The organism is Roseovarius sp. JB2-10, from assembly GCF_055693585.1.
Genome location: NZ_CM146337.1, coordinates 3662226 through 3683515, shown reverse-complemented (window position 1 = coordinate 3683515; position 21290 = coordinate 3662226). Strand labels below are relative to the sequence as shown.

Annotated in this window: 18 protein-coding genes and 1 pseudogene; 10 read left to right on the top strand and 9 right to left on the bottom strand. The window is 58.0% G+C overall.

Features of this window, described 5'->3' with window-relative positions; translation table 11 throughout:
• Nucleotides 1–36 precede the first annotated feature (36 nt).
• The 4 genes and pseudogenes from ACZ1HJ_RS18270 to ACZ1HJ_RS18255 form a co-directional block, all read right to left on the bottom strand.
• On the bottom strand, nt 37–1044 hold the full coding sequence (locus ACZ1HJ_RS18270) for an extracellular solute-binding protein (protein WP_472720056.1): 1008 nt from the start codon (nt 1042–1044) through the stop codon (nt 37–39).
• Nucleotides 1045–1164: 120 nt separating this feature from the next.
• A pseudogene (locus ACZ1HJ_RS18265) lies at nt 1165–1961 on the bottom strand (iron chelate uptake ABC transporter family permease subunit).
• A complete protein-coding gene (locus tag ACZ1HJ_RS18260; protein ID WP_472720055.1) occupies nt 1961–2710 on the bottom strand; it encodes an ATP-binding cassette domain-containing protein in 750 nt (249 codons plus the stop codon). The pseudogene ACZ1HJ_RS18265 and the gene ACZ1HJ_RS18260 overlap by 1 nt, the downstream one beginning before the upstream one ends.
• Nucleotides 2707–3186: a Fur family transcriptional regulator gene (locus ACZ1HJ_RS18255; RefSeq protein ID WP_472720054.1), complete on the bottom strand. Its 480-nt coding sequence runs from the start codon at nt 3184–3186 to the stop codon at nt 2707–2709. The genes ACZ1HJ_RS18260 and ACZ1HJ_RS18255 overlap by 4 nt, the downstream gene beginning before the upstream one ends.
• Nucleotides 3187–3279: 93 nt before the next feature.
• Here ACZ1HJ_RS18255 and ACZ1HJ_RS18250 point away from each other — a divergent pair, with 93 nt between their 5' ends.
• From ACZ1HJ_RS18250 to ACZ1HJ_RS18240, 3 genes are all read left to right on the top strand, one after another.
• Entirely contained in the window at nt 3280–4302 is a 1023-nt protein-coding gene (locus ACZ1HJ_RS18250) for a zinc ABC transporter substrate-binding protein (protein ID WP_472720053.1), read from the top strand.
• A 135-nt stretch (nt 4303–4437) separates the two neighbouring features.
• Nucleotides 4438–6321, top strand: coding sequence for an acyl-CoA synthetase (locus ACZ1HJ_RS18245; RefSeq protein ID WP_472720052.1), 1884 nt, complete (start codon nt 4438–4440; stop codon nt 6319–6321).
• Between the two features lie 8 nt (nt 6322–6329).
• Nucleotides 6330–6686, top strand: a complete 357-nt coding sequence (locus tag ACZ1HJ_RS18240) for a cupin domain-containing protein (RefSeq protein ID WP_472720051.1) — start codon at nt 6330–6332, stop codon at nt 6684–6686.
• A 380-nt stretch (nt 6687–7066) separates the two neighbouring features.
• Here the strand turns inward: ACZ1HJ_RS18240 and ACZ1HJ_RS18235 are convergent, their stop codons facing one another.
• A complete protein-coding gene (locus tag ACZ1HJ_RS18235) occupies nt 7067–8632 on the bottom strand; it encodes a 2-isopropylmalate synthase (RefSeq protein ID WP_472720050.1) in 1566 nt (521 codons plus the stop codon).
• 250 nt (nt 8633–8882) lie between these two features.
• On the opposite strand from ACZ1HJ_RS18235, the gene ACZ1HJ_RS18230 reads away from it, so the two are divergent.
• Nucleotides 8883–9548 (top strand): SDR family NAD(P)-dependent oxidoreductase, encoded by a 666-nt coding sequence (locus ACZ1HJ_RS18230; protein ID WP_472720049.1) that lies wholly within the window; start codon nt 8883–8885, stop codon nt 9546–9548.
• Nucleotides 9542–11071, top strand: a complete 1530-nt coding sequence (locus ACZ1HJ_RS18225) for a cryptochrome/photolyase family protein (RefSeq protein WP_472720048.1) — start codon at nt 9542–9544, stop codon at nt 11069–11071. Before ACZ1HJ_RS18230 ends, ACZ1HJ_RS18225 begins: the two co-directional genes overlap by 7 nt.
• Nucleotides 11072–11091: 20 nt before the next feature.
• Here the strand turns inward: ACZ1HJ_RS18225 and ACZ1HJ_RS18220 are convergent, their stop codons facing one another.
• The gene (locus tag ACZ1HJ_RS18220; protein ID WP_472720047.1) at nt 11092–12456 is read right to left on the bottom strand and encodes a 2-isopropylmalate synthase; all 1365 of its coding nucleotides are present in this window, start codon (nt 12454–12456) and stop codon (nt 11092–11094) included.
• Between the two features lie 198 nt (nt 12457–12654).
• On the opposite strand from ACZ1HJ_RS18220, the gene ACZ1HJ_RS18215 reads away from it, so the two are divergent.
• Together ACZ1HJ_RS18215 and ACZ1HJ_RS18210 are read left to right on the top strand one after the other, a co-directional pair.
• Nucleotides 12655–14313: an NAD+ synthase gene (locus ACZ1HJ_RS18215; protein ID WP_472720046.1), complete on the top strand. Its 1659-nt coding sequence runs from the start codon at nt 12655–12657 to the stop codon at nt 14311–14313.
• Nucleotides 14314–14315: 2 nt separating this feature from the next.
• On the top strand, nt 14316–14756 hold the full coding sequence (locus tag ACZ1HJ_RS18210) for a phage tail protein (RefSeq protein WP_472720045.1): 441 nt from the start codon (nt 14316–14318) through the stop codon (nt 14754–14756).
• A 42-nt stretch (nt 14757–14798) separates the two neighbouring features.
• Here the strand turns inward: ACZ1HJ_RS18210 and ACZ1HJ_RS18205 are convergent, their stop codons facing one another.
• Together ACZ1HJ_RS18205 and ACZ1HJ_RS18200 are read right to left on the bottom strand one after the other, a co-directional pair.
• A complete protein-coding gene (locus tag ACZ1HJ_RS18205) occupies nt 14799–16325 on the bottom strand; it encodes a diguanylate cyclase (protein WP_472720044.1) in 1527 nt (508 codons plus the stop codon).
• A 69-nt stretch (nt 16326–16394) separates the two neighbouring features.
• Nucleotides 16395–17315 (bottom strand): MBL fold metallo-hydrolase, encoded by a 921-nt coding sequence (locus ACZ1HJ_RS18200; protein WP_472720043.1) that lies wholly within the window; start codon nt 17313–17315, stop codon nt 16395–16397.
• A gap of 100 nt (nt 17316–17415) precedes the next feature.
• Here ACZ1HJ_RS18200 and ACZ1HJ_RS18195 point away from each other — a divergent pair, with 100 nt between their 5' ends.
• Both ACZ1HJ_RS18195 and ACZ1HJ_RS18190 read left to right on the top strand, forming a co-directional pair.
• On the top strand, nt 17416–17844 hold the full coding sequence (locus tag ACZ1HJ_RS18195) for a DUF1801 domain-containing protein (protein ID WP_472720042.1): 429 nt from the start codon (nt 17416–17418) through the stop codon (nt 17842–17844).
• A 220-nt stretch (nt 17845–18064) separates the two neighbouring features.
• Nucleotides 18065–18541 carry a hypothetical protein gene (locus ACZ1HJ_RS18190; protein WP_472720041.1) on the top strand — a complete coding sequence of 159 codons (477 nt, stop codon included), beginning with the start codon at nt 18065–18067 and terminating at the stop codon, nt 18539–18541.
• Between the two features lie 35 nt (nt 18542–18576).
• On the opposite strand, the gene ACZ1HJ_RS18185 is transcribed toward ACZ1HJ_RS18190, so the two are convergent.
• Nucleotides 18577–19803 carry a helix-turn-helix transcriptional regulator gene (locus tag ACZ1HJ_RS18185; RefSeq protein WP_472720040.1) on the bottom strand — a complete coding sequence of 409 codons (1227 nt, stop codon included), beginning with the start codon at nt 19801–19803 and terminating at the stop codon, nt 18577–18579.
• A gap of 149 nt (nt 19804–19952) precedes the next feature.
• Here ACZ1HJ_RS18185 and gltX point away from each other — a divergent pair, with 149 nt between their 5' ends.
• Nucleotides 19953–21278 (top strand): glutamate--tRNA ligase, encoded by a 1326-nt coding sequence (gene gltX / locus ACZ1HJ_RS18180; RefSeq protein ID WP_472720039.1) that lies wholly within the window; start codon nt 19953–19955, stop codon nt 21276–21278.
• The last annotated feature ends 12 nt before the right edge of the window (nt 21279–21290 follow it).

Below are 21290 nucleotides of genomic sequence, written 5' to 3'. Positions count from 1 at the left end.
GGGAGCGCGCCGCTTTCGTAGCCTGTAAGTGGTGGATCAGTCCCAACCGACCTGGTTGAAAATCGCCTGAGCCTTTGAGGCATTGCGGCTGAACGCAGCCGTTGGCGTAGATGCATCGCCTTTGAATTCACCCAGACGGATCGTTGTCTCGGTCCCCGGTGCATCGGTCACGGCGGGGTATTCATGGTTCTGCACGGCCAGATGCTGTTGCGCGTAATCGCTGGTCAGATACTCGACCAGTTTTGCCGCATTATCGGCATTCGGTGCATTTGCCAGAATGGCGGCGGTCGACAGGTTCACATGGGTGCCGCGATCATCCTGATTGGGCCAGACCCAGCCGATATTGTCGATGCCGCTGGTCAGACCATCCACATCTTTGGAGAACCCGCGCAGGAAGTAGTAATGGTTGCCCACGGCCACGTCACATTCGCCCGAAACCACGCCACGCAGCTGATCGGTGTCACCACCCTGCGGTGCGCGCGCCATGTTGGCCAACACACCGGACGCCCAGTTTTTGGCGGTTTCTTCACCGTGAACCTCAATGACAGATGCCATTAGGGATTGGTTGTAGATGTTCGATGAGGAACGGATGCAGATCGTGCCTTTCCATTTTTCATCGGCCAGCTCTTCATAGGTTTGTGGCGGGCTGTCGACGCGATCTTTGGCGTAGTAGATGATGCGTGCACGTTGGGAGATGCCAAACCACAGGTTATCTGGGTGCTGGAAATGCTCGGGGATACGCGCCTCGATCACGTCCGAATTGAAGGCCTGCAGCAATCCGGCGCTTTCGGCGCGATCCATGCGGCCCACATCAACGGTGATCAGCACATCGGCCGGGCTGTTATCGCCTTCCGCCTCAAGCCGTGCGATCAGCTCGTCGGCCTTCGCCTCGACCCGGTTGACGGTGATGCCGGTTTCTTCGGTGAATTTGGCATAAAGCGCATCGTCGGTGTCGTAGTGACGCGACGAATAGACGTTGACCTCCTGTGCGAGGGCAGGGACGGCCATGGCGAGAGACAGGGTGGCGAGTGTCAGGGTCCGCATGGGGGATTCCTTTTCTGAGTAAAATACTTTGAAATATGTTTCTGATTTCTGACAAAAATAGTCAAGTCAAAATATTAACCGAGAACAACCGTCGGCAACAAATTGATTTAGCGAGGGATTTTATGATCTGCTGCGGCGGGTTTGGCCAAAGATACTGGCGCTGGCAAAAATCACCGCCGCGACGCAGACAATGGTCGGGCCCGTGGGTGTGTCAAACGCGAAGGACGTTTGCAGGCCACCGATCGCCGAAATGGCGCCAATGACGGCAGCAATCACGGCCATATGTTCCGGGGTCTTGGCCAATGGTCGTGCGGCAGCTGCGGGAATGATAAGCATGGCCGCGATCAGTAACACGCCAACCACCTTGATGGCGACCGCCACAACCACGGCCAGTGCCAATGTCAGGACAAGCTGTTCGCGTTTTGGGTCAATGCCATGGGCGAAGGCCAGATCGGGACCCAGAGTGGCAGTCAGAAGCGGCTTCCATCGCCATGTCAGCAGCCCCAGAACAAGTGCCGCGCCGCCCCAGATCACCAGCAGATCTGTTTTGCTGACGGCCAGAATGTCACCGAAGAGATAGGCCATCAGGTCAATTCGAACGCCTTGTAGGAACGACACTGCCACCAGTCCGAAGGCCAATGCTGAATGCGCCATCACACCCAACAAGGTGTCCATGGCATAGCCGCGCCCTGACAGGGCCGACACGGTTGTTGCCATCACCAATGCCACCACCAAGGCGCCGGCAAAGACCGACATGGAAAACCCAAGCGCAAGAGCCACACCCAAAATGGCGGCATGTGCCGTGGCATCCCCGAAATAGGCCATGCGCCGCCAGACAACGAAACATCCCAGGGGGCGGCGGCCAATGCCACGCCAAGTCCGGCCAATGCGGCCCGGATCAGGAAGTCATCCAGCATTACTCGGCCGCCTCGTGGTCGTGGTCATGATCGCAGGCGTGATCGTGGTGGTGGTCGTGGTCGTGCCGGTACAGCGCCAGCGCGCCGCCGGTGCCACTGCCGAAAATTGCGCGGTATTCTGGGGCAGAGGCCACAACCTCGGGCTTGCCTTCGCAGCAGATATGGCCGTTGAGGCAGATGACACGGTCCGACGCGCTCATCACCACGTGCAATTCGTGACTGACCATCAGGATCGCGCAGCCCATGTCGCGGCGCACATCTTCGATACGGCGGTAAAACGCCGCGGAGCCGGGTTGATCAAGGCCCTGGGTTGCCTCGTCCAAAATGAGCAGATCAGGCTTGTCCAGCAAGGCGCGCGCGAGCAATACGCGCTGAAATTGCCCGCCAGACAGGTCCGCCATCTGGCGATCATGCAGATCGGGTAAACCGGCCTGTTCCAACGCGCGGTCCAGATCGGCACCCGCGTGACGACGGGTCAAGGACATGAACCGTGGGACTGTCATGGGCAGCGTCGGGTCGATCTGCAGCTTTTGCGGCACATATCCAATGCGCAGGCCCGGGGTCTGAGTGACTGTGCCGCGGGTGGGGCGGATAGCGCCGATCAGCGCCCGGAGGAGCGTGGACTTCCCCGATCCGTTTGGTCCCACAATGGTGACAATTTCGCCGCGCGTGAGTGTCAGGTTTACGCCCTGCAGCACCAGGTTTTTGCCGTGTCGGATGTCGACATCTCGGGTTTCGATCAGCTTCATTTCGGCTCCGGCACACATTTGGGGCATTGCCCCACGGCTTCGACGACGGCCTGTTCGATCACAAACCCGCTTTCCTGTACGGCGCTTCCCAACATGCCCCGGGTGGGTTCGGCATGGGCTTCGGCCACCGCATCGCAGCTGCGGCAGATCAGAAAGGCGGGCGTATGGTCGCGGCCCGGATGGGCGCAGGCGATGAATGCGTTAAGACGTTCGATTTTGTGGGCAAATCCGTGGCTGACCAGAAAATCCAGGGCGCGATACGCGACCGGAGGCTGTGATCCCAAGCCTTCATCGCGCAGGGTGTCGAGAATTTCATAGGCCCCCATTGCCCGGTGATGTTGCAGCAGGATTTCCAGCACGCGGCGCCGGACCTGCGTGAATTGCAACTTGTTGGCGGCACAAAAGGCAGCCACCGCCTCAAGCCCGTCCTTGATGCAGGTGTCATGATCATGGGTTTCGAATCCGATGGCGTCCACAACGGGTCCTCAAAAAACTCTGTGCAGGGGTTGATATGTTATAAAGTAACAATTATCAAGCCTCGGATCAGATTTTCGGGGGGACGTATTGGAATGCGACGATTGGGGTTTTTGCCGCTGGTTTTAATGGGGTCAATGGCTCAGGCCGAACCGCCGCGTGTGGCAGTGGACATCGCGCCACTTCATTCTTTGGTGGCACGGGTCATGGACGGGGTTGGCACGCCCGACCTGATTATGCAGCCCGGGGCGTCCCCGCATCACTATTCCATGCGTCCGTCAGAGGCGCGGGCGTTGGAGCAGGCCGATCTGGTGTTCTGGATCGGACCGGACCTGACGCCGTGGCTGGAAGGTGCGATGGATAATCTGGCGGGCGAGGCCAAGCACATCGCCGTTTTGGAACTGGAAGAGACGGCGTTGTTGCCGTTTCGCGAAGGCGTCGCGTTTGAGGGCCATGCGGAGGAGGATCACGCGGCGGACGGACATGAAGAGGATCACGCCGAAGACGGTCATGATGAGGATCACGCCGAAGATGGGCATAATGAGCATGGGCACGACGAAGATCACGCGGAAGAAGGGCATGACGATCATCATGATCATGAACATGGCGATACCGACACCCATGCCTGGTTGAACCCGGCAAATGCCCAGGTGTGGTTGGATGTGATTGCACGCGAAATGTCTTTGCGCGACCCGTCAAATGCCGACACTTACACTGAGAACGCAGAGCAGGGTGCCAAAGAAATCGAAGCAGCGTCGCGTGAGATTTCTGAGATCCTGTCGCCTTTGCAGGAGACGCCGTTCCTGGTGTTTCATGACGCATATCAATATTTCGAAGTGACATTTGGCTTGAACAATGTGGCCGCAATCTCTTTGGGTGATGCGACCACACCGGGGCCTGCGCGGCTGGCTGCGCTGCGTGATTTGGTGGCGGAGCGAGGCATCAATTGTGTGCTGACCGAACCACAATTCGACCCCAAGCTGGCCACGGCGATCGTGACGGAGGGCTACGCCAAAAGTGAGATTGATCTTTTGGGCAGCAGCATCGCGCCGGGACCACAGCAATATCCGGCGATGATGCGCAGTTTGGCCGAAGGATTTGCCGCCTGCGCGCGCTGATTTCGTTTCGTTACTGAGTGAGATACGCTGCGTAAAACTTGCGCGACGGGCAAAACATACCCATGCTGGCCCGAACGGGAGACAGCCGACCGCAGAACGGGGCGGCTTCAAAAGGGCAGTTTGGGAGGATTGCACATGACTTTTGCCACCAAGGCAGATGTAACGGCTATCGAGCAGGAAATGCCGTGGGAGGCGCGCGAGCGGCCTGAAACCCTGTACCAGATGCTCAACCAGACGGCGAAAACCTTTCCGGACCGTCCGGCGATTTCCTATCAGCTGTTCTCAGGCCCTGATGACAAGGCCCAGACCCTGAGCTGGAAGCAGTTTCACGATCAGGTCTGTCAGGCGGCAAACATGTATCGCAGCCTGCGGATCAACGAAAACGATGTCGTTGCGCTGGTGCTGCCCAATTGTCTTGAAACGGCTGTCGCCACGATCGGCGGCATGGTGGCGGGGATCGTCAACCCGATCAATCCGCTGCTGGAGCCCGAACAGATCGGGGCCATCCTGCGCGAAACCAATGCCAAGGTTGTGGTGACGCTCAAGGCCTTCCCCAAGACTGATGTGCCACAGAAAACGGCCGAGGCGGTACGCCACGCGCCGAACGTGCATACGGTGCTTGAGATCGATCTGAACACCTACCTCACGCCGCCCAAGAGCTGGATTGTGCCGCTGGTGCGGCCTAAGAACCCCAAGGGTCACCATGCGGATGTGCTGAACTTCCAGAAGGAAGTGGCGCGGCATAACACAACACTGGATTTCGATGATCCGGTTGCGGACCGCGTGGGGGCCTATTTCCATACGGGCGGTACCACGGGCATGCCCAAGGTCGCGCAGCACCGCTATTCCGGCATGGTTTATAACGGCTGGCTGGGGCACAAGCTGCTCTTTGATGAAAACGATGTGATCATGTGCCCACTGCCACTGTTCCACGTTTTTGCCTGCCACGTCATCCTGATGGCCATGATCAAATCAGGGGCGCATGTGGTCTTCCCGACGCCACAGGGGTTCCGGGGCGATGGCGTTTTCGACAATTTCTGGAAGCTCTGCGAGCGCTGGAAAATCAGCTTTGTCATCACCGTTCCGACGGCCACGGCGGCGCTGATGCAGCGCAAGGTGGATGCCGATATCTCAAGCGTGAAAAACGCATTCTCGGGCTCCGCCCCGATGCCGATGGAACTTTTCAAGCGGTTTGAAAGTGCCACCGGCATGACCGTGATCGAAGGCTACGGCCTGACCGAGGCCACGTGCCTTGTGTCCTGTAACCCGCCCACCGGTGAGAAGAAAGTCGGCTCGGTCGGCGTGCCGCTGCCCTACACAAACGTCAAGATTTTCAACAACACACCGGATGGTCCGGTTGAATGCGCCGCCGATGAGGTTGGTGAAATTTGCATTGATAATCCAGGGGTTTACGCCGGTAACACCTATACCGAAGCCGCCAAGAACCGGGATCTTTACCACAAGGAAAAGTTCCTGCGGACCGGTGATCTGGGCCGTATTGACGAAGATGGGTACCTTTGGATTACGGGCCGCGCCAAGGATCTGATCATCCGCGGCGGGCATAATATCGATCCGGCGGATATCGAAGAGGCGTTGATGGCGCACAAGGCGGTTGCCATGGCGGGCGCGATTGGCCAGCCGGACGCCCATGCCGGCGAAATCCCGTGCGCCTATGTCGAACTGGTCGAAGGGGCCAGCGTGACCGGCGATGAACTGCGAGAGCATTGCAAGGTGCATGTGCATGAACGCGCCGCCATCCCGAAATATATCGAAGTGCTGGATGAGCTGCCCAAAACGGCGGTGGGCAAAGTCTTTAAGCCTGATCTGCGCAAAAGCGCGATCACCCGCATCTATAACGCAGACCTTGAAAAGGCCGATATCGCGGCGCGCGTCAGTTCAGTGATTGATGACAAGAAACGTGGTCTGGTGGCACAGGTCCAGAAATCCGGTGATGTGGATGATGCCAAACTCAAAGAAGTTTTGGGCAATTACACACGACCATGGGAATGGGCGGAATAGGAGGCGAGATGGCGCAGCAAACTTTCAGAATGGTGCCTGACCCAGGCGCGATGGAAGCGTCGACCATGACACCGGTCGAGGCATTTACCACAGCGGATCACAGCGAAATCAACCTGACGAGTTTTGCGACTGAAGACGAGTCCATTCTGGCGGGCGTGTGGGAATGCGCGCCTTGCCGGGAGGAGATCGACGCCTATCCGGTGCATGAGATGATGACGGTGATTTCGGGTTCGGTCACGCTCACGCATCCCGACGGGCGGGCCGAGACCTTTACCTCGGGCGATACGTTTTTCATCTCCAAAGGGTCCCCCTGCACGTGGGAGATCACGGAAAAACTTCGCAAATTCTATATGATTGCGGAATAAGCGCCGTATGAACGATTTCCGCTTTGCGGACACAGTTGATATTCGTGTCTTTCGGTCGCTGGCTTAGGCTCGCAAAGATGGGTGCAAACGGAGCCGACGCATAGTGACTTATGACGAATGCCTACGCTCGACTTTTCTCGACTGGGAGAGCTGGCTCACCTTCGTTGTGGCATTGGCAATCTCTGTCATCTTTAAAAGATACGGCAAAACTGCATTTGCGATTGCGTTTGGCGGCCTCGGCCTCCTCCTTGCTGTTTATTGGGCATACTTGTTCCACGAGTTAAACTGCGTAGAGCTTATAGGTTTGTAAGAGGTAAGGGCTCAAAGCAGCCCCCTGCCGTACTGCCGACATGGGGCTGCTTTGATGTGTGCCGGTTGGATCAGGACACGTCTTTGTAGCTGATCTCGCGCTTGTCCTGGCCGACTTTGCTGCGGCGCACCAGCAGACGGTTCAGTGCGTTCACATAGGCCTTGGCCGAGGCGACCACCGTGTCGGTATCTGCGGATTGGCCGGTGGCGATGTTGCCGTCTTCCTCCAGCCGGACGGATACCGTGGCCTGCGCATCGGTGCCTTCGGTCACGGCGTGTACCTGATAAAGCGACAGCCGCGCCGTGTTCGGGTGCAATTCGCGCACCGCCCGGAAGGTGGCATCCACTGGACCGTCGCCGCTTTGCTGGGCGGTTTTTTCGATCCCGTCGATGGCCATGACCAATTCCGCATCGGCCGGTCCGCCGGTGCCACAGGCAACGCGCAGCGATTTGATAACCAGCCGGTCATTTTCGGCATCTTCCCCGGCATTCACCAGCGCGATCAGGTCATCGTCATAGATTTCCTTCTTGCGGTCGGCCAGTTCCTTGAAGCGCACAAACACATCGTTCAACTGGTTATCGGCCAAATCAAACCCCAGATCCGCCAGTTTCGAGCGCAATGCGGCGCGCCCAGAATGCTTGCCCATCACGATATTGGTCTCTGTCAGGCCCACATCCTCGGGGCGCATGATTTCGAAGGTTTCAGCGTTTTTCAGCATGCCATCCTGATGGATGCCGCTTTCATGCGCGAAGGCGTTTTTGCCCACAATCGCCTTGTTGAATTGCACGTTGAAGCCCGAAACCGATGCCACACGGCGCGACACGTTCATGATTTTGGTCGTGTCGATTTCCGTGTGGTAGGGCATGATGTCGCCGCGCACTTTCATGGCCATCACGACCTCTTCCAGCGCGGTGTTGCCGGCGCGTTCGCCCAGACCGTTGATGGTGCATTCAATCTGGCGCGCGCCACCGGCCACCGCGGCCAGCGAGTTGGCCGTCGCCATGCCCAGATCGTTGTGGCAATGGGTGGCAAAGACAACGCTGTCCGCGCCCGGTACATCCGCAATCAGGCGACGGATCAGATCGGCCGATTCCACCGGCGCCGTGTATCCGACCGTGTCGGGGATGTTGATTGTGCTGGCGCCCGCCTTGATGGCAATTTCAACCACGCGGCAAAGGTAATCCCATTCCGTGCGGGTGGCATCCATCGGCGACCACTGCACGTTGTCGCAATAGTTCCGCGCATGAGTGACGGTATCATGAATGCGCTCTGCCATTTCATCCTGGGTCAGGTTGGGGATCGCGCGGTGCAGGGGCGAGGTACCGATGAAGGTATGAATGCGCGGGCGGGCGGCGTGTTGAACAGCCTCCCAACAGCGGTCAATATCCTTGAAGTTCGCCCGCGACAGGCCGCAAATCACAGCATTTTTTGCGCGCTTGGCAATTTCGGTCACGGCGTTGAAATCACCTTCCGAGGCAATCGGGAAACCGGCCTCGATGATGTCGACGCCCATTTCGTCGAGCAGCCCTGCAATCTCGAGCTTTTCTTCATGGGTCATGGTTGCGCCGGGGGATTGTTCGCCGTCGCGCAAGGTGGTGTCAAAAATAACCACGCGGTCTGTTGGTTCATTCGTCATGTCGGGTCTCTTTTGTGTCTATCCTAAGCAAATTGACGCGAGTGAGCACATCCTCTGAGCGGTCGCGCCGAAGGGCACGCTCAGAGGCGGCTTAGGAGTAGCAGGGCAGCACGAGGCGCGCCGGAAATACGGCGTGTCGCGTCAGTGATATGCCCATTGGTCATCATGGGGCGCATGATAGGCGGGCTTGAAGGGAAATAAAAGGGGGTTTTATGTTGATCCCGGCAATTGTGCTTCTAGGTCCAGTGATATGAAAAACGCATTGATCATCGGCGCTTCCGGCGGCATTGGATCCGCCCTTGTGGCCGCGCTCGAGGCTCGCAATGTCTCTGTGACATCGCTGTCGCGGCGGGTAAATGGCCTGGACATCACCGATGAGGGGTCAGTGCAAGCAGCACTCGAGCCGCTGGCAGGCCCATATGATTTGATTTTTGTGGCCACAGGCGCGCTGGAGATCAATGGCGCCGCCCCTGAACGAACGGTCAAATCCATCACGGCACAAGCGATGATGGACCAGTTTGCGGTCAATTGCATCGGCCCCGCGCTGATGTTGAAACATGCCGGGCGCTTGTTGCCGCGGCAGGGCAGGTCGGTTTTTGCGGCCTTGTCTGCGCGCGTAGGGTCGATCGGGGATAACCGTTTGGGCGGTTGGTATTCGTACCGGACGGCCAAGGCTGGGTTGAACCAGATGATCCATTCCGCCGCGATTGAGCTGTCGCGCAGTCATAAGGACGCGATCTGTGTGAGCTTGCATCCCGGCACTGTCGCCACTGATTTCACCGCCAAATATGCGGGCCGCCACAAAACCGTCCCCCCGGCGGAGGCGGCCCAGAACCTTCTGGCGGTGATCGAAGGTCTGAGCGTGGCAGATACTGGCCAGTTCTTTGATTGGGCAGGTACGCGGGTCGCATGGTGAAACGACTGATTTTGGTTCTGGGCGATCAGTTGAGCGCCGATCTTTCTGCGCTGCGCGCGGCGGATCCCGCCACCGATCTGGTTGTTATGGCCGAGGTGGCGGATGAGGCGGGATATGTCCCCCACCATCCCAAGAAAATTGCGCTGGTCCTGTCGGCGATGCGTCATTTCGCAAAAGAGTTGGAACAAGGTGGATGGCAGGTGGCCTACACGCGGATGGATGATCCCGATGCGGCGCCCTCCATCGTGGGTGAGTTGATCCGCCGGGCCGCGGATCATGGCGCCACCGAAGTTCTGGCTACCCGCCCGGGGGAGTGGCGGCTGATCCACGCGCTGGAGGAGGCACCGCTGCAGGTCAACCTGTTGCCGGATGACAGGTTCATCGCGACACTGGAGGAATTCGACAGCTGGGCCAGCGGGCGCAAAGAATTGCGGATGGAGTATTTCTACCGCGACATGCGGCGCAAAACCGGCCTGATGATGGAGGGTGACAAACCTGCGGGCGACAAGTGGAATTACGACCATGACAACCGTAAACGCGCCAGCGAAGACCTGTTGCGACCACCGCCGCTACAGTTTGATCCAGATGATATCACGTCAGACGTGCTCGATCTGGTCGAGGACAGATTTGGCAGTAATTTCGGTGTCTTACGCCCATTCTGGTTTGCGGTGACGCGTGCTGACGCGCTGCGGGCGCTGGACCATTTCGCCACGCAATTGTTGGCCGGGTTTGGGGATGCGCAGGATGCCATGCTGCAAAATGACCGGTTCCTGCACCATTCCGTTTTGTCACCTTACCTGAATATTGGCCTGTTGCGACCTTTGGAAATCTGTCAGCGGGTGGAGGCCGAATGGCAGGCCGGAAAGGTGCCAATCAACGCCGCCGAAGGGTTCATCCGTCAGGTCATTGGTTGGCGCGAATATGTGCGCGGGCTCTATTTTCACGAGGGGCCGGACTATACCGGGCGCAATGTTCTGGGCCATTCCCGCGATCTGCCATGGATGTATTGGGGGGGCGAAACGGGCATGAATTGCATGTCGCATGCTGTGGCCCAGACCCGCGATGAGGCTTATGCCCACCACATTCAACGCCTGATGGTCACGGGCAATTTCGCGCTGCTTGCGGGCATTGACCCGGCGCAGGTGCATGAATGGTATCTGGCGGTCTATGCGGATGCGTTCGAATGGGTTGAGGCGCCTAATACTGTGGGGATGAGCCAGTTTGCCGATGGCGGCATCATTGCCTCAAAGCCCTATGTCAGTTCGGGCAATTACATCACCAAGATGTCAGATTATTGCAGCGGGTGCGCCTATTCCGTTAAGGACAAGACAGGCGAAAATGCTTGCCCTTTCAACGTGTTATACTGGCATTTCCTAGATCGCCACCGGGAGCGGTTCACGCGAAATCCGCGGATGGGCAACATGTATCGCACATGGGACAGGATGGACGAGGCGCGCCGTACGCAAGTGTTGCGGGATGCCGATGCCGTTCTGAAACGGCTGGACGCGGGAGAAGCGGTTTGACCTTGGCCGGGTTGTGCAGGTTACTGATCGGCTGATTGACCGGACAGGGCGCCATCTTCCCATTCTCCGCGGGCTTCTTCTCCGCTGGCATAGCGCAATGTGCCCTGTCCCTGACGTTTGCCGCGCCGGAAGTTGCCCTCATAGACATCGCCATTGAGATACACGGCGGTGCCCAGACCGGTCATTTGCCCTTCCTGCCACTCTCCGTCGTATTGGAAGCCGTCATTCATGACCATTTTACCCTGACCATGGCGCTGGCCCTTGTCGAACTGGCCGGTATAGGTGGTGCCATCGGCATATGTGGCGGTGCCTTGCCCCTGGCGCTGGCCCTCGGCCCATTCGCCCTCGTAACGATACCCTTCGGCGTGGGTCATCACACCGGTCCCATGGTATTTGGCGTTCTTGAATTCGCCCTCATATACCAACCCGTCCGGGAAAGTTGCGGTGCCTTTGCCGTCGATAACGCCGTTGACCCATGTGCCGTCATAGGTTGAGCCATCCGGGTAGGTCATTTTGCCGAGGCCATTGGACTCGCCGTCGCGAAACTCGCCTTCATATTGCGACCCGTCCGGGTAGGTGACCTGTCCCTTGCCCGCGATTTGCCCGGCCACCCATGTGCCGACATATTTGTATCCGTCCGGGCCGGTAAATGTTCCGGTCCCATCGCGCAGATCGTCCAGAAACTGGCCTTCATAGACGGATCCATCCGCAGAGGTAAGCCGCCCCTGACCCTCGCGACGCCCGGCCACAAGCATGCCTTCATAGACGTCGCCATTGGCTTGGGTCAGCGTGCCAACTCCATTGATCTGGCCATTTTTCCATAGACCTGAATAGGTTAGCCCATCTGGCGTTGTGAGCGTTCCTTCGCCTTCGCGCGCACCGCGTGCCACATCACCCTCGTAGTTGGACCCGTCCGGATAGGTGATCTTGGCTTTGCCTTCCTTGACCGAATTGACCCAATCGCCATCGTAAATATAGCCACTTGGGCTGGTCATCACGCCGCGGCCGTGATGCATCGCGTTGCGAAACCCGCCTTCGAAGCGGACGCCATTGGCGTAAAGCGCCACACCCTGACCGGTGATTTTACCGTCATCCCACTGGCCCTCATAGGTGCCGCCATCGCTGAAAACGATGACCCCGATGCCCTGTGGCTTGCCCTTGGCGAATTCGCCCTCATACACCGATCCATTGGCAAATCGCGCGACGCCGTTTCCCTTGATCTCACCTTCGATGAATTCGCCGGTATATTCATACCCGTTGGGCAGCGTGTAGGTGCCGGAGCCATGCATCTTGCCGTTTTTGAACGTGCCCTCATAGACGCCACCATCGTCATATTGCTTGGTGCGGACGTCGCCATCTTGCGCATGCAGTGCGGAGGCGCTCATCAATACAGCGCCGAAAACGAAGGATTTAGTCAGTGAAATTCTCATTTTTGCCCCGAATACCCCATCCCGGTTTGTTGTCCGGGTGAGGGAAATCTAGTGGACCGGTGGCAAGCTGACAACGGGTTTTGCTCAAATCGGCTTTCCCTTGCTAACTGATCTGCTACATCAGACAGGGACGATTTAGATGAGGCGCCGCAAATGTCCGACAGGTTTCGCCTGACACTGGCACAATTGAACTCCACCGTGGGCGATCTGGATGGCAATGCCGCTCTGGCCCGCAAGGCGTGGGAAGCGGGACGAGACGCGGGGGCCAACATGGTGGCGCTGCCCGAGATGTTCATCACCGGGTACAACACCCAGGATCTGGTCATGAAACCGGCCTTTCATCAGGCTGCCATTGCAAAGCTGGAAGAATTGGCGCGCGACTGCGCGGATGGGCCCGCATTGGCCATCGGCGGGCCTGCGCTGGAGGGGGCGGGGCTTTATAACGCTTATTACGTGCTCAAAAATGGCCGCACATCCGCGCGGGTGCTGAAACATCATTTGCCCAATGAAACCGTTTTCGACGAGGTGCGCCTTTACGATGCGGCAGAGGTTGGCGGGCCCTATGTGGTCGATGATGTGCGCGTAGGCAGCCCGATTTGCGAAGACAGCTGGCATGAGGATGTGCCGGAAACGCTGGCAGAAACGGGCGCGGAATTTTTGGTCGTGCCCAATGGGTCGCCCTATTACCGCGGCAAGATGGAGGTGCGCCAAAACCTCATGGTCGCGCGTGTGATTGAGACCGGATTGCCTCTGATCTATCTCAATCTTGTTGGTGGGCAGGATGATCAGGTGTTCGATGGCGGCACGTTTGTGTTGAACCCTGGCGGCCAGTTGGCGCTGCAAATGCCAGTGTTCGAAGAGGCAATCGCACATCTTGATCTGGTGCGCGACGGAAGCGGTTGGCGCGCGGAGCAGGGTGATCTGGCACCGCTGCCGGATACATACGAACAGGACTATAATGCAATGGTGCTGTCGTTGCGTGACTACATGCGCAAAACCGGGTTCAAACAAGTTTTGCTGGGGCTTTCCGGCGGAATCGACTCGGCCATTGTCGCGACAATCGCTGCCGATGCCTTGGGGCCGGAGAATGTGCGTTGTGTCATGCTGCCATCGGAATATACCAGTCAGGCGTCTTTGGAGGATGCAAAGCAGGTCGCTGACAATTTGGGATGCCGGTATGATTTTGTGCCAATTTCCGAGGCGAGAGGGGCGGTCACCAACACGCTGGCCCCGCTTTTCGAAGGCACCGAACCGGGGTTAACCGAAGAAAACATCCAATCCCGTCTGCGCGGGCTTTTGTTGATGGCGATGAGCAACAAATTCGGCGAGATGCTTTTGACCACGGGCAATAAATCCGAAGTCGCTGTTGGATACGCGACGATTTATGGCGATATGGCCGGCGGCTATAACCCGATCAAAGACATGTACAAGACGCGCGTGTTCGAGATTTGCCGTTGGCGCAACACCCATCACCGCGATTGGATGATGGCACCGCGCGGGGAAATGATCCCGCAGAACGTGATCGACAAGCCGCCATCCGCTGAATTGCGCGAAGATCAAAAAGACAGTGATTCATTGCCCGATTACCCGGTTTTAGACGGCATTCTGGAAATTTTGGTGGATCAGGATGGTGCGATCAGTGATTGCATCGCCGCGGGCTACAGCCGGGAGGACGCCAAAAAGGTAGAACATCTGCTGCTGCTCAGTGAATACAAACGCTTCCAATCCGCGCCGGGCACCCGGCTCAGCAAAAAGGCCTTTTGGCTTGATCGGCGCTATCCGATTGTTAACCGCTGGCGTGATGGGGGATAGTTTTGGACATCTTTGAGCGCCCTCCGGTCTTCAATTTCCAAGTGACGTTCTTGGACGGAGACAAGGTGCTGGGCAGCTTCACAGAAGTGTCCGGCCTGACGGCAGAAATCGAGGTGCCGGACATGCGTGACCAGGGAGCGGTGCGGAGAATTCCGACGGCGAAACAGCCCTCTTTCTTAACGCTCAAACGTGGGGTTCTGCCACGCGATTCCGCGCTTTTGGAGTGGTGTCGAGCCACGCTGGAAGGCGATTTTTCGCAGCCGATACAGGTGCATTCAATTCTGATTTCTCTCTTTTCAGAGGCAGGTGACATCGCTGTGTCTTGGGAAATTGACCGCGCGTATCCAACAAAATGGAAAGCTGTTTCACTGGACGCGCAAGAGGAAGGTCTGGCGGTCGAAGAAATTGCATTTGCCCATCAAGGGATACGCCGAAACGCATGACGTCATGCGATAAAACGCTGTGGTATAAAAAGTTAAGCGCGCTTAGTCCCCTTCCGCATTGTCGCGAAGCGGTTGTGTTTCATGACCCAAAAGAGCTGAGTGCACGCAATTGCGACCTGCATGTTTCGAGCGATAGAGCGCTTCGTCGGCGGCGCTCAGCAGGTTCTGCGGTAACGATCCGTGCTCTGGAAAAGCGGATACGCCCACTGAAATCGTCACCCGTGGCAAAATCTCTGCACCGTAGCGCACCTGCAGGTCTTCGATGGCGGCACGGAGCGTTTCGGCCGATTGATGTGCCTCAGCCAGCGTCGCACCCGGTAGGAGCACGGTAAACTCTTCGCCACCGAAACGGCAGGGAACTTGACCGTCGCGATACTGTTCATGCATGCATTCAGCAATGGCACGCAGCACCATATCACCCGCATCGTGGCCGTGATTGTCGTTGAAGGCCTTGAACTTATCGGCATCAAAAGACAGCAACCCAAAGGGCGTGTTCTTGCGCTGCGCCATTGTCAGCTCGGCGCGCATGGCCTCGAGGAAATAGCGCCGATTATAGAGCCCCGTCAGGGGATCACGGGTCGACTGATCATGCAATTCGTCGCGTAGTTTCACATTGGCGATGGCAAGGCTGATATGTTCGCCGCATTGCACGGCAAAACTGCGCGCCTCTTCCAGCGCTGCGGTGTCACCGCGCATGTTGAAACGGATATGGAGCAGGCCGACTGTGTCGCCATGGGCAATGATCGGAATGCACAGGTAATCCTCCAGCGAGGTACCATCTGGTTGGTCTTTGACATGCTGACAGAGGAACGAGACCTGCGAGACATCATAGCAATAGTGACGTCCGCGGCGCAGCGCCCAACAGCTATCGGGTGCGATATGTTCATGCATGTCGGACACACCCCAATTGCATGACCCATCAAGCACATCGCGTGAATTGGAGTAAAGATATAGCTCGCCGGTCGAATCCGGGAGCAATTTTGAAATGAAATTAACAACGATATCAAAGAGTTCTTCGAGGGACTTACAGCATTGCAGCCATTCATCCAGTTCCGCTAGAAACTGCGCCTCCTGCTGGCGTGAAGTCACGTTTTGCAGCGCGTCCAGCGCCTTTAACTCAGCCTCTTCTGCGCGCTTCTTGGCCTCGGCCAGATCCTGGGCGGCGCGCCGGGCCTGCGACACATCCGTGAACGTAACCACATGGCCCCCATCCGGCAGCGGGCGCGCATTGGTCGACACGACCCGGCCTGATGGCAGGGTGCGATCAAATGAGAACGGGATACCTGATTGAAAATTATGTTCGACCTCATCCACGCGCTCTTGGGTCAATTCCCCGCGTGCGACCGCGGATTTGAGGAAATCGTTGCGTGTGCGGCCGGGGTACAGATCATCGCGGGCCAGTTCCATGACCACAAAAACGCGGTTGTTGTGCATCACGCACACGGCATCATGCGACCACACCAACACACCCTGTTCCATGGTGTTGATGATGTTCATCGTCAGTTCCGTATCCGCCGCGGGCAGGGGCGGCGTGGACTGGAGCTTCTGTAGAGGGTTTTCGTTGGACAACGCCCGGGTCCCATTTGGTTTCACCGGGCGTTGGTCTAGAGCAATTTGATTGCCAAGTCGTGAATATGCCTAAAGCGAAAGCTGATAGGTTTCGGGCACGTATTTATACCCGCTGCCGCGCTTTTCGACATAGCCGATACCGGGCCAAGGCATGTGGTAGCCGACAAAGGGCGTTTTATCCGCCGCCATCTGGTCCAGAAGCCGCACGCGCGTCGCCGCCGCGGCGGCCTTATCCATGTCAAATTTCACCTCCCAATCCGGATGCTCCAGCGACCAGACATAATGGTTGGCAAAATCCGCCGCGATCAGCAGCTGTTTCCCATTGCTTTCAATCATATAGGTCATGTGACCGGGCGTGTGGCCAAAGGCATTGACCGCCGTGATCCCCGAGGCAACAGCGCCGCCAGGTTCCAGCATCGTGGTTTTGTCAGCGAGAGGCGACATATTGCTGTCAAATCCGCTGTTGCCCGCGCCGTTCCAGGCATCAAATTCAACCGCGCCGGTGACGTATCGCGCATTGGCAAATGTCGGTGCACCGCCATTTAACAGACCGCCAATGTGATCCCCGTGCATATGGGTGATGACAACAACATCAATCTGGTCGGGCGTGTAACCGGCCGCGGCCAGCGCGGCGGTGATGTCGCTACTGCTTTGGCCAGTATCAAAGAGCACCAGTTCCGCGCCTGTATTCACCACAGTCGGGGTAAAAAAGAACTGCGTTTTGTCGATGGGTAAATTGGCCTCGGCCGAGACCTTGGCAAACTCATCGGCGCTGACATTCATGCCGAAGATCGATTGCGGGTTTTCCGCGATCACGCTGTTCGAGAGCATGGTTGTTACTTCGAACTCCCCCAGCTTGATGCGGTTGTACCGGGTGGTCGAGGCGCCTAGCATCGGGGCACCGGCTTGGGCGGTTTCTGCCAGTGGCACAAGGGGCAGGGCTGCTGCGGATGCCATCAGGGAACGGCGGGTCAGAATGGGGTTTGTCATCGGAGCCTCCTTTGGGGTTCGCATTTATGATACCCTGCCTTTGTGACGAGGGGTCAACGCCTCACGTTAAAGTGACGCCACTTGTAGGAAAGCGGCTGCCATGAGCGACAACAAAACCACCGCGACGGATCAGGATCCGGTTGCCTTTATCGCCGGGGTCGAACCGGAGCGGCGCCGACAAGACGGAGAAATGCTGTTGCGCTTTTTCAAGGATGTGACGGGGTTTGAGCCCAAAATGTGGGGGCCGTCGATCATCGGGTACGGGCGCTATCACTATACCTATTCGTCGGGGCGTGAGGGCGATTTTCTGGCCACGGGATTTAGTCCGCGCAAGGCCAGCCTGAGCCTTTACATCATGCCGGGCTATCAGGATTACGGGCCGATCCTGACGCGGTTGGGCAAGCACAAGCTTGGAAAATCATGCCTTTACATCAACAAGTTGGCGGATGTGGATATGGACGTTCTGGGTGAATTGATCCGAACGGGCCTGCGCGATCTGGATCGCCTGTGGACGGTCCATCCGGCTTAGCGCCTCCACCTTTTTTGCGAAAAACTTTTGGTTCTTGGGCAATCTTGCCCATGCGTCACGGGTTTGGGTGACCTAGGGTCAGCTTCGGGGATGAAAATCCACGACGGTTGCTTGAGGAGAGGCGAGAGACCCGACATTCAGACAGACCTGAATGCTTGGCTGATTGCCACCACTCATAAAAATCGAAAAACGGGGACAAAAAAGGAAGGGACACGTGATCATGAAGACTATGACAGCAGCAGCATTACTTTTGGCAACAGCGGGCATTGCCCATGCGGGGGGGACGTATGACAGCACAGGGGTGATCCTGGGGCAATCATCGGCCAAACTTCATCCGGTGGCCGAAGGGCATCTGGTGATGGAATTGACCGGCACTCAGGACAGCTTTGAAATGCAAGCCGCCGGACACCCGTTTGCGGATCTGAGCGGCACCTGTACGGGCGGGGTTGAAGTTCGGGGTCCTGTAGCCACGGGCGAGGGCGTATGCGCCTATTCCAATGCCGCGGGCGACAAGGCCTTTGTCCGGTGGAATGCCAATGCCATGACCGCTGAAGGTGCGGTGGCAGGTACATGGGTGATGATTGGGGGCACGGGCGGTATGGCCGGCATGACCGGCGGTGGAAACTACACCAGCAAAACAGACCGCAGCAACGGCGCAACGAGGGCCACATTGACGGGGGCGGTGACGCTTCCCTGACGTGGGAGGTGCAGTGCCCGCCCGACCTCTTCTCACTAGGGCCGGTGCTGCACCTCGAACATATGCTTGTCGGCGACGTTGAAGATGGCGCCGACGGTCTTGAAGACCGACAGGGCGTCCAGCAATTCCTGAGAGGAGCTGACGCCCACTTTCTCATAAATCGACTGGATTTGATTGCGGATGGTTTTTTCCGCACGACCGGTCTTTTGTGAAATCTCTGCCGGGCTTTGACCCATCATGGCAAAACTGCATATCTCTGCCTCGCGCGGGGTCAGTTCAAACACATCGCGCAAGAGGCCCGGATTGATCGTATCATCGCCCTGACTGCCCACAAAGATTGCAAACATGCGCCGCGCATCGAACAGATCCTGATCAGCCTCCGCGGCATCGGCCATTGACGGGTGAAACGGCGCGATACACAGCGATATGGGCCCAGCCTCATGCTCGACCCTTAGGCCCGCAGGCACCTGATCGCGCTCAATCCCGTCAATGCGGGCGCGAATTTCGCGGGTATATTCGGGCTGGATCATGTGCATCCGGTCGTCACTGTCGACCTGAAACAAAACCTGACGCTCGAGCAACCGTTTGCCCGCCGCATTGGAAAATACCAGGCGTCCGTCGCGGTCGGTGACCAGCATCGGAAGGGCGATGGCATCGAGGAAGCCCTGAAACGTCTCGGCGGCATCCTTGGCCATGCGCAACGCCCGGGCAATGCGCGTGGCGCGCACCACATGGGGCGAAATCAGGTTGAACACGTCCTTGAGCGCCTCGGGGTCCGGCGTGTCGGGGCTGCGCTCATTCTCAAAAAAGATGAATACCGCCTCGCGTGGGCCGCTCTGGGCAAATTTGAGCGAGACCCAATGGCCGATACCGGCAGGCTCCAGCACGGTTTTGTAGGCGGTGGAGCTGCGAAACTCCTCATCGGTGAAAATCTCACGCGAATAATAGACATCGCCGATTTTTGGGTCGATCCGGCGCAGCAACTCGCGACGGTGGTCGTTCTGGTCGTCCGAAATACCGTGTACCTTGCCGTCTTTCGTATGTTTTTCATACACTTCGCGGGAAGCGGTGTTGAAGCCATCAGGGCTGTACATGCCGATGAATTTTTCGCCCTCTTGGGTGTAAACAGCGCCCATGAAACCGGGAAATCGCTGGTTCAGATTGGCCAGCAGCATTTGCCACTGACGCGGTTCAAGCGCCGAGTCGTAGACCACACCGATCAAATCGCTGAGGTCCCGCAGGGCGACCTGCGGATCATTCATATTAATTTTTCCCCAAGACCTTATGTCCAATAAGCAAGAAGGATTACACGACGCGTGCCGCATCTGGCAAGAATGCTGGCAAATCTGGACAAATCCGCGTGGCTGTGACATCTGCCGATTGAGCCCGCGCCCGAGCCGAGAGAGAGCCCATGACCACCACCCGTTTTGCCCCGTCGCCCACCGGATATATCCATGTGGGCAACCTGCGCACCGCGCTGATGAACTATCTGATTGCGGCCAAGGCGGGGGGCACATTTATCCTGCGGATTGATGACACCGATCCCGAACGCTCGAAAGAGGAATATGTAGACGGGATCAAGCGTGATCTGGAGTGGCTGGGCCTGCATTGGGACAAGGTCGAGCGTCAGTCCGAACGGCTTGACCGCTACGCCGATGCGGCGGATCGCCTGCGCGAGATGGGCCGGTTCTATGAGGCGTTTGAGACGCCGACGGAATTGGACCTCAAGCGCAAGAAACAGCTCAATATGGGCAACCCGCCGGTCTATGACCGCGCGGCGCTTGATCTTTCGGAGGCCGAGAAAGAGGCGCTGCGCGCTGAGCGCGGCAATGGCGTCTGGCGGTTCAAACTGGACCGTGAGCGGATCGAATGGAATGACGGCATTCTGGGCGATATCTCGATTGATGCGGCAAGCGTCAGTGATCCGGTGCTGATCAAAGCCGACGGGCAGGTGCTCTATACCATCGCGTCGGTTGTCGATGACACGGAAATGGGCGTGACCCATGTGGTGCGCGGCTCGGATCACGTGACCAACACCGCGACACAAATCCAGATAATTCAAGCGCTTGGCGGACAGGTGCCCGATTTTGCGCATCACTCGCTGCTGACCGGACCGCAGGGTGAAAGCCTCTCCAAACGTCTGGGCACACTGGCCCTGCGTGATCTGCGCGAACAGGGCGTGGAACCGATGGCGCTGTTGTCGCTGACGGCGCGGCTTGGCTCAAGCGACCCGGTGGAATTGCGTACGCAGATGGCCGAACTGATCGACGGGTTTGACATCGGTCACTTTGGCGCGGCCCCCACGAAATTCGACGTTGATGATCTTTTCCCGCTAACCGCCAAACATCTGCAAACCCTGCCGTTGGAGGCTGTTGCAGACAAGATCACGTCCCTTGGTGTCCCCGCCGATCAGGCCGAGGCGTTTTGGGGCATCACCCGCGAAAATATCACCACGCTTCATGATCTGGAGGGCTGGTGGACCACGTTCCACGAGGGTGCCGAGCCCGTGATCGACGATGAGGACCGCGCGTTTGTGGCCCAGGCCATGGCGTTGCTGCCCGAGGGGCCCTATGACGCCGACAGCTGGAGCCGTTGGACCAATGCGGTGAAGGAGGCGACGGGCCGCAAGGGCAGGGGTCTCTTCATGCCGCTCAGGAAGGCCCTGACCGGTCAGGCGCACGGGCCGGACATGTCACAGGTTCTACCGCTTTTGCAGAACATCAAAGCCAAAGGGTGACGTTGCCCGCCT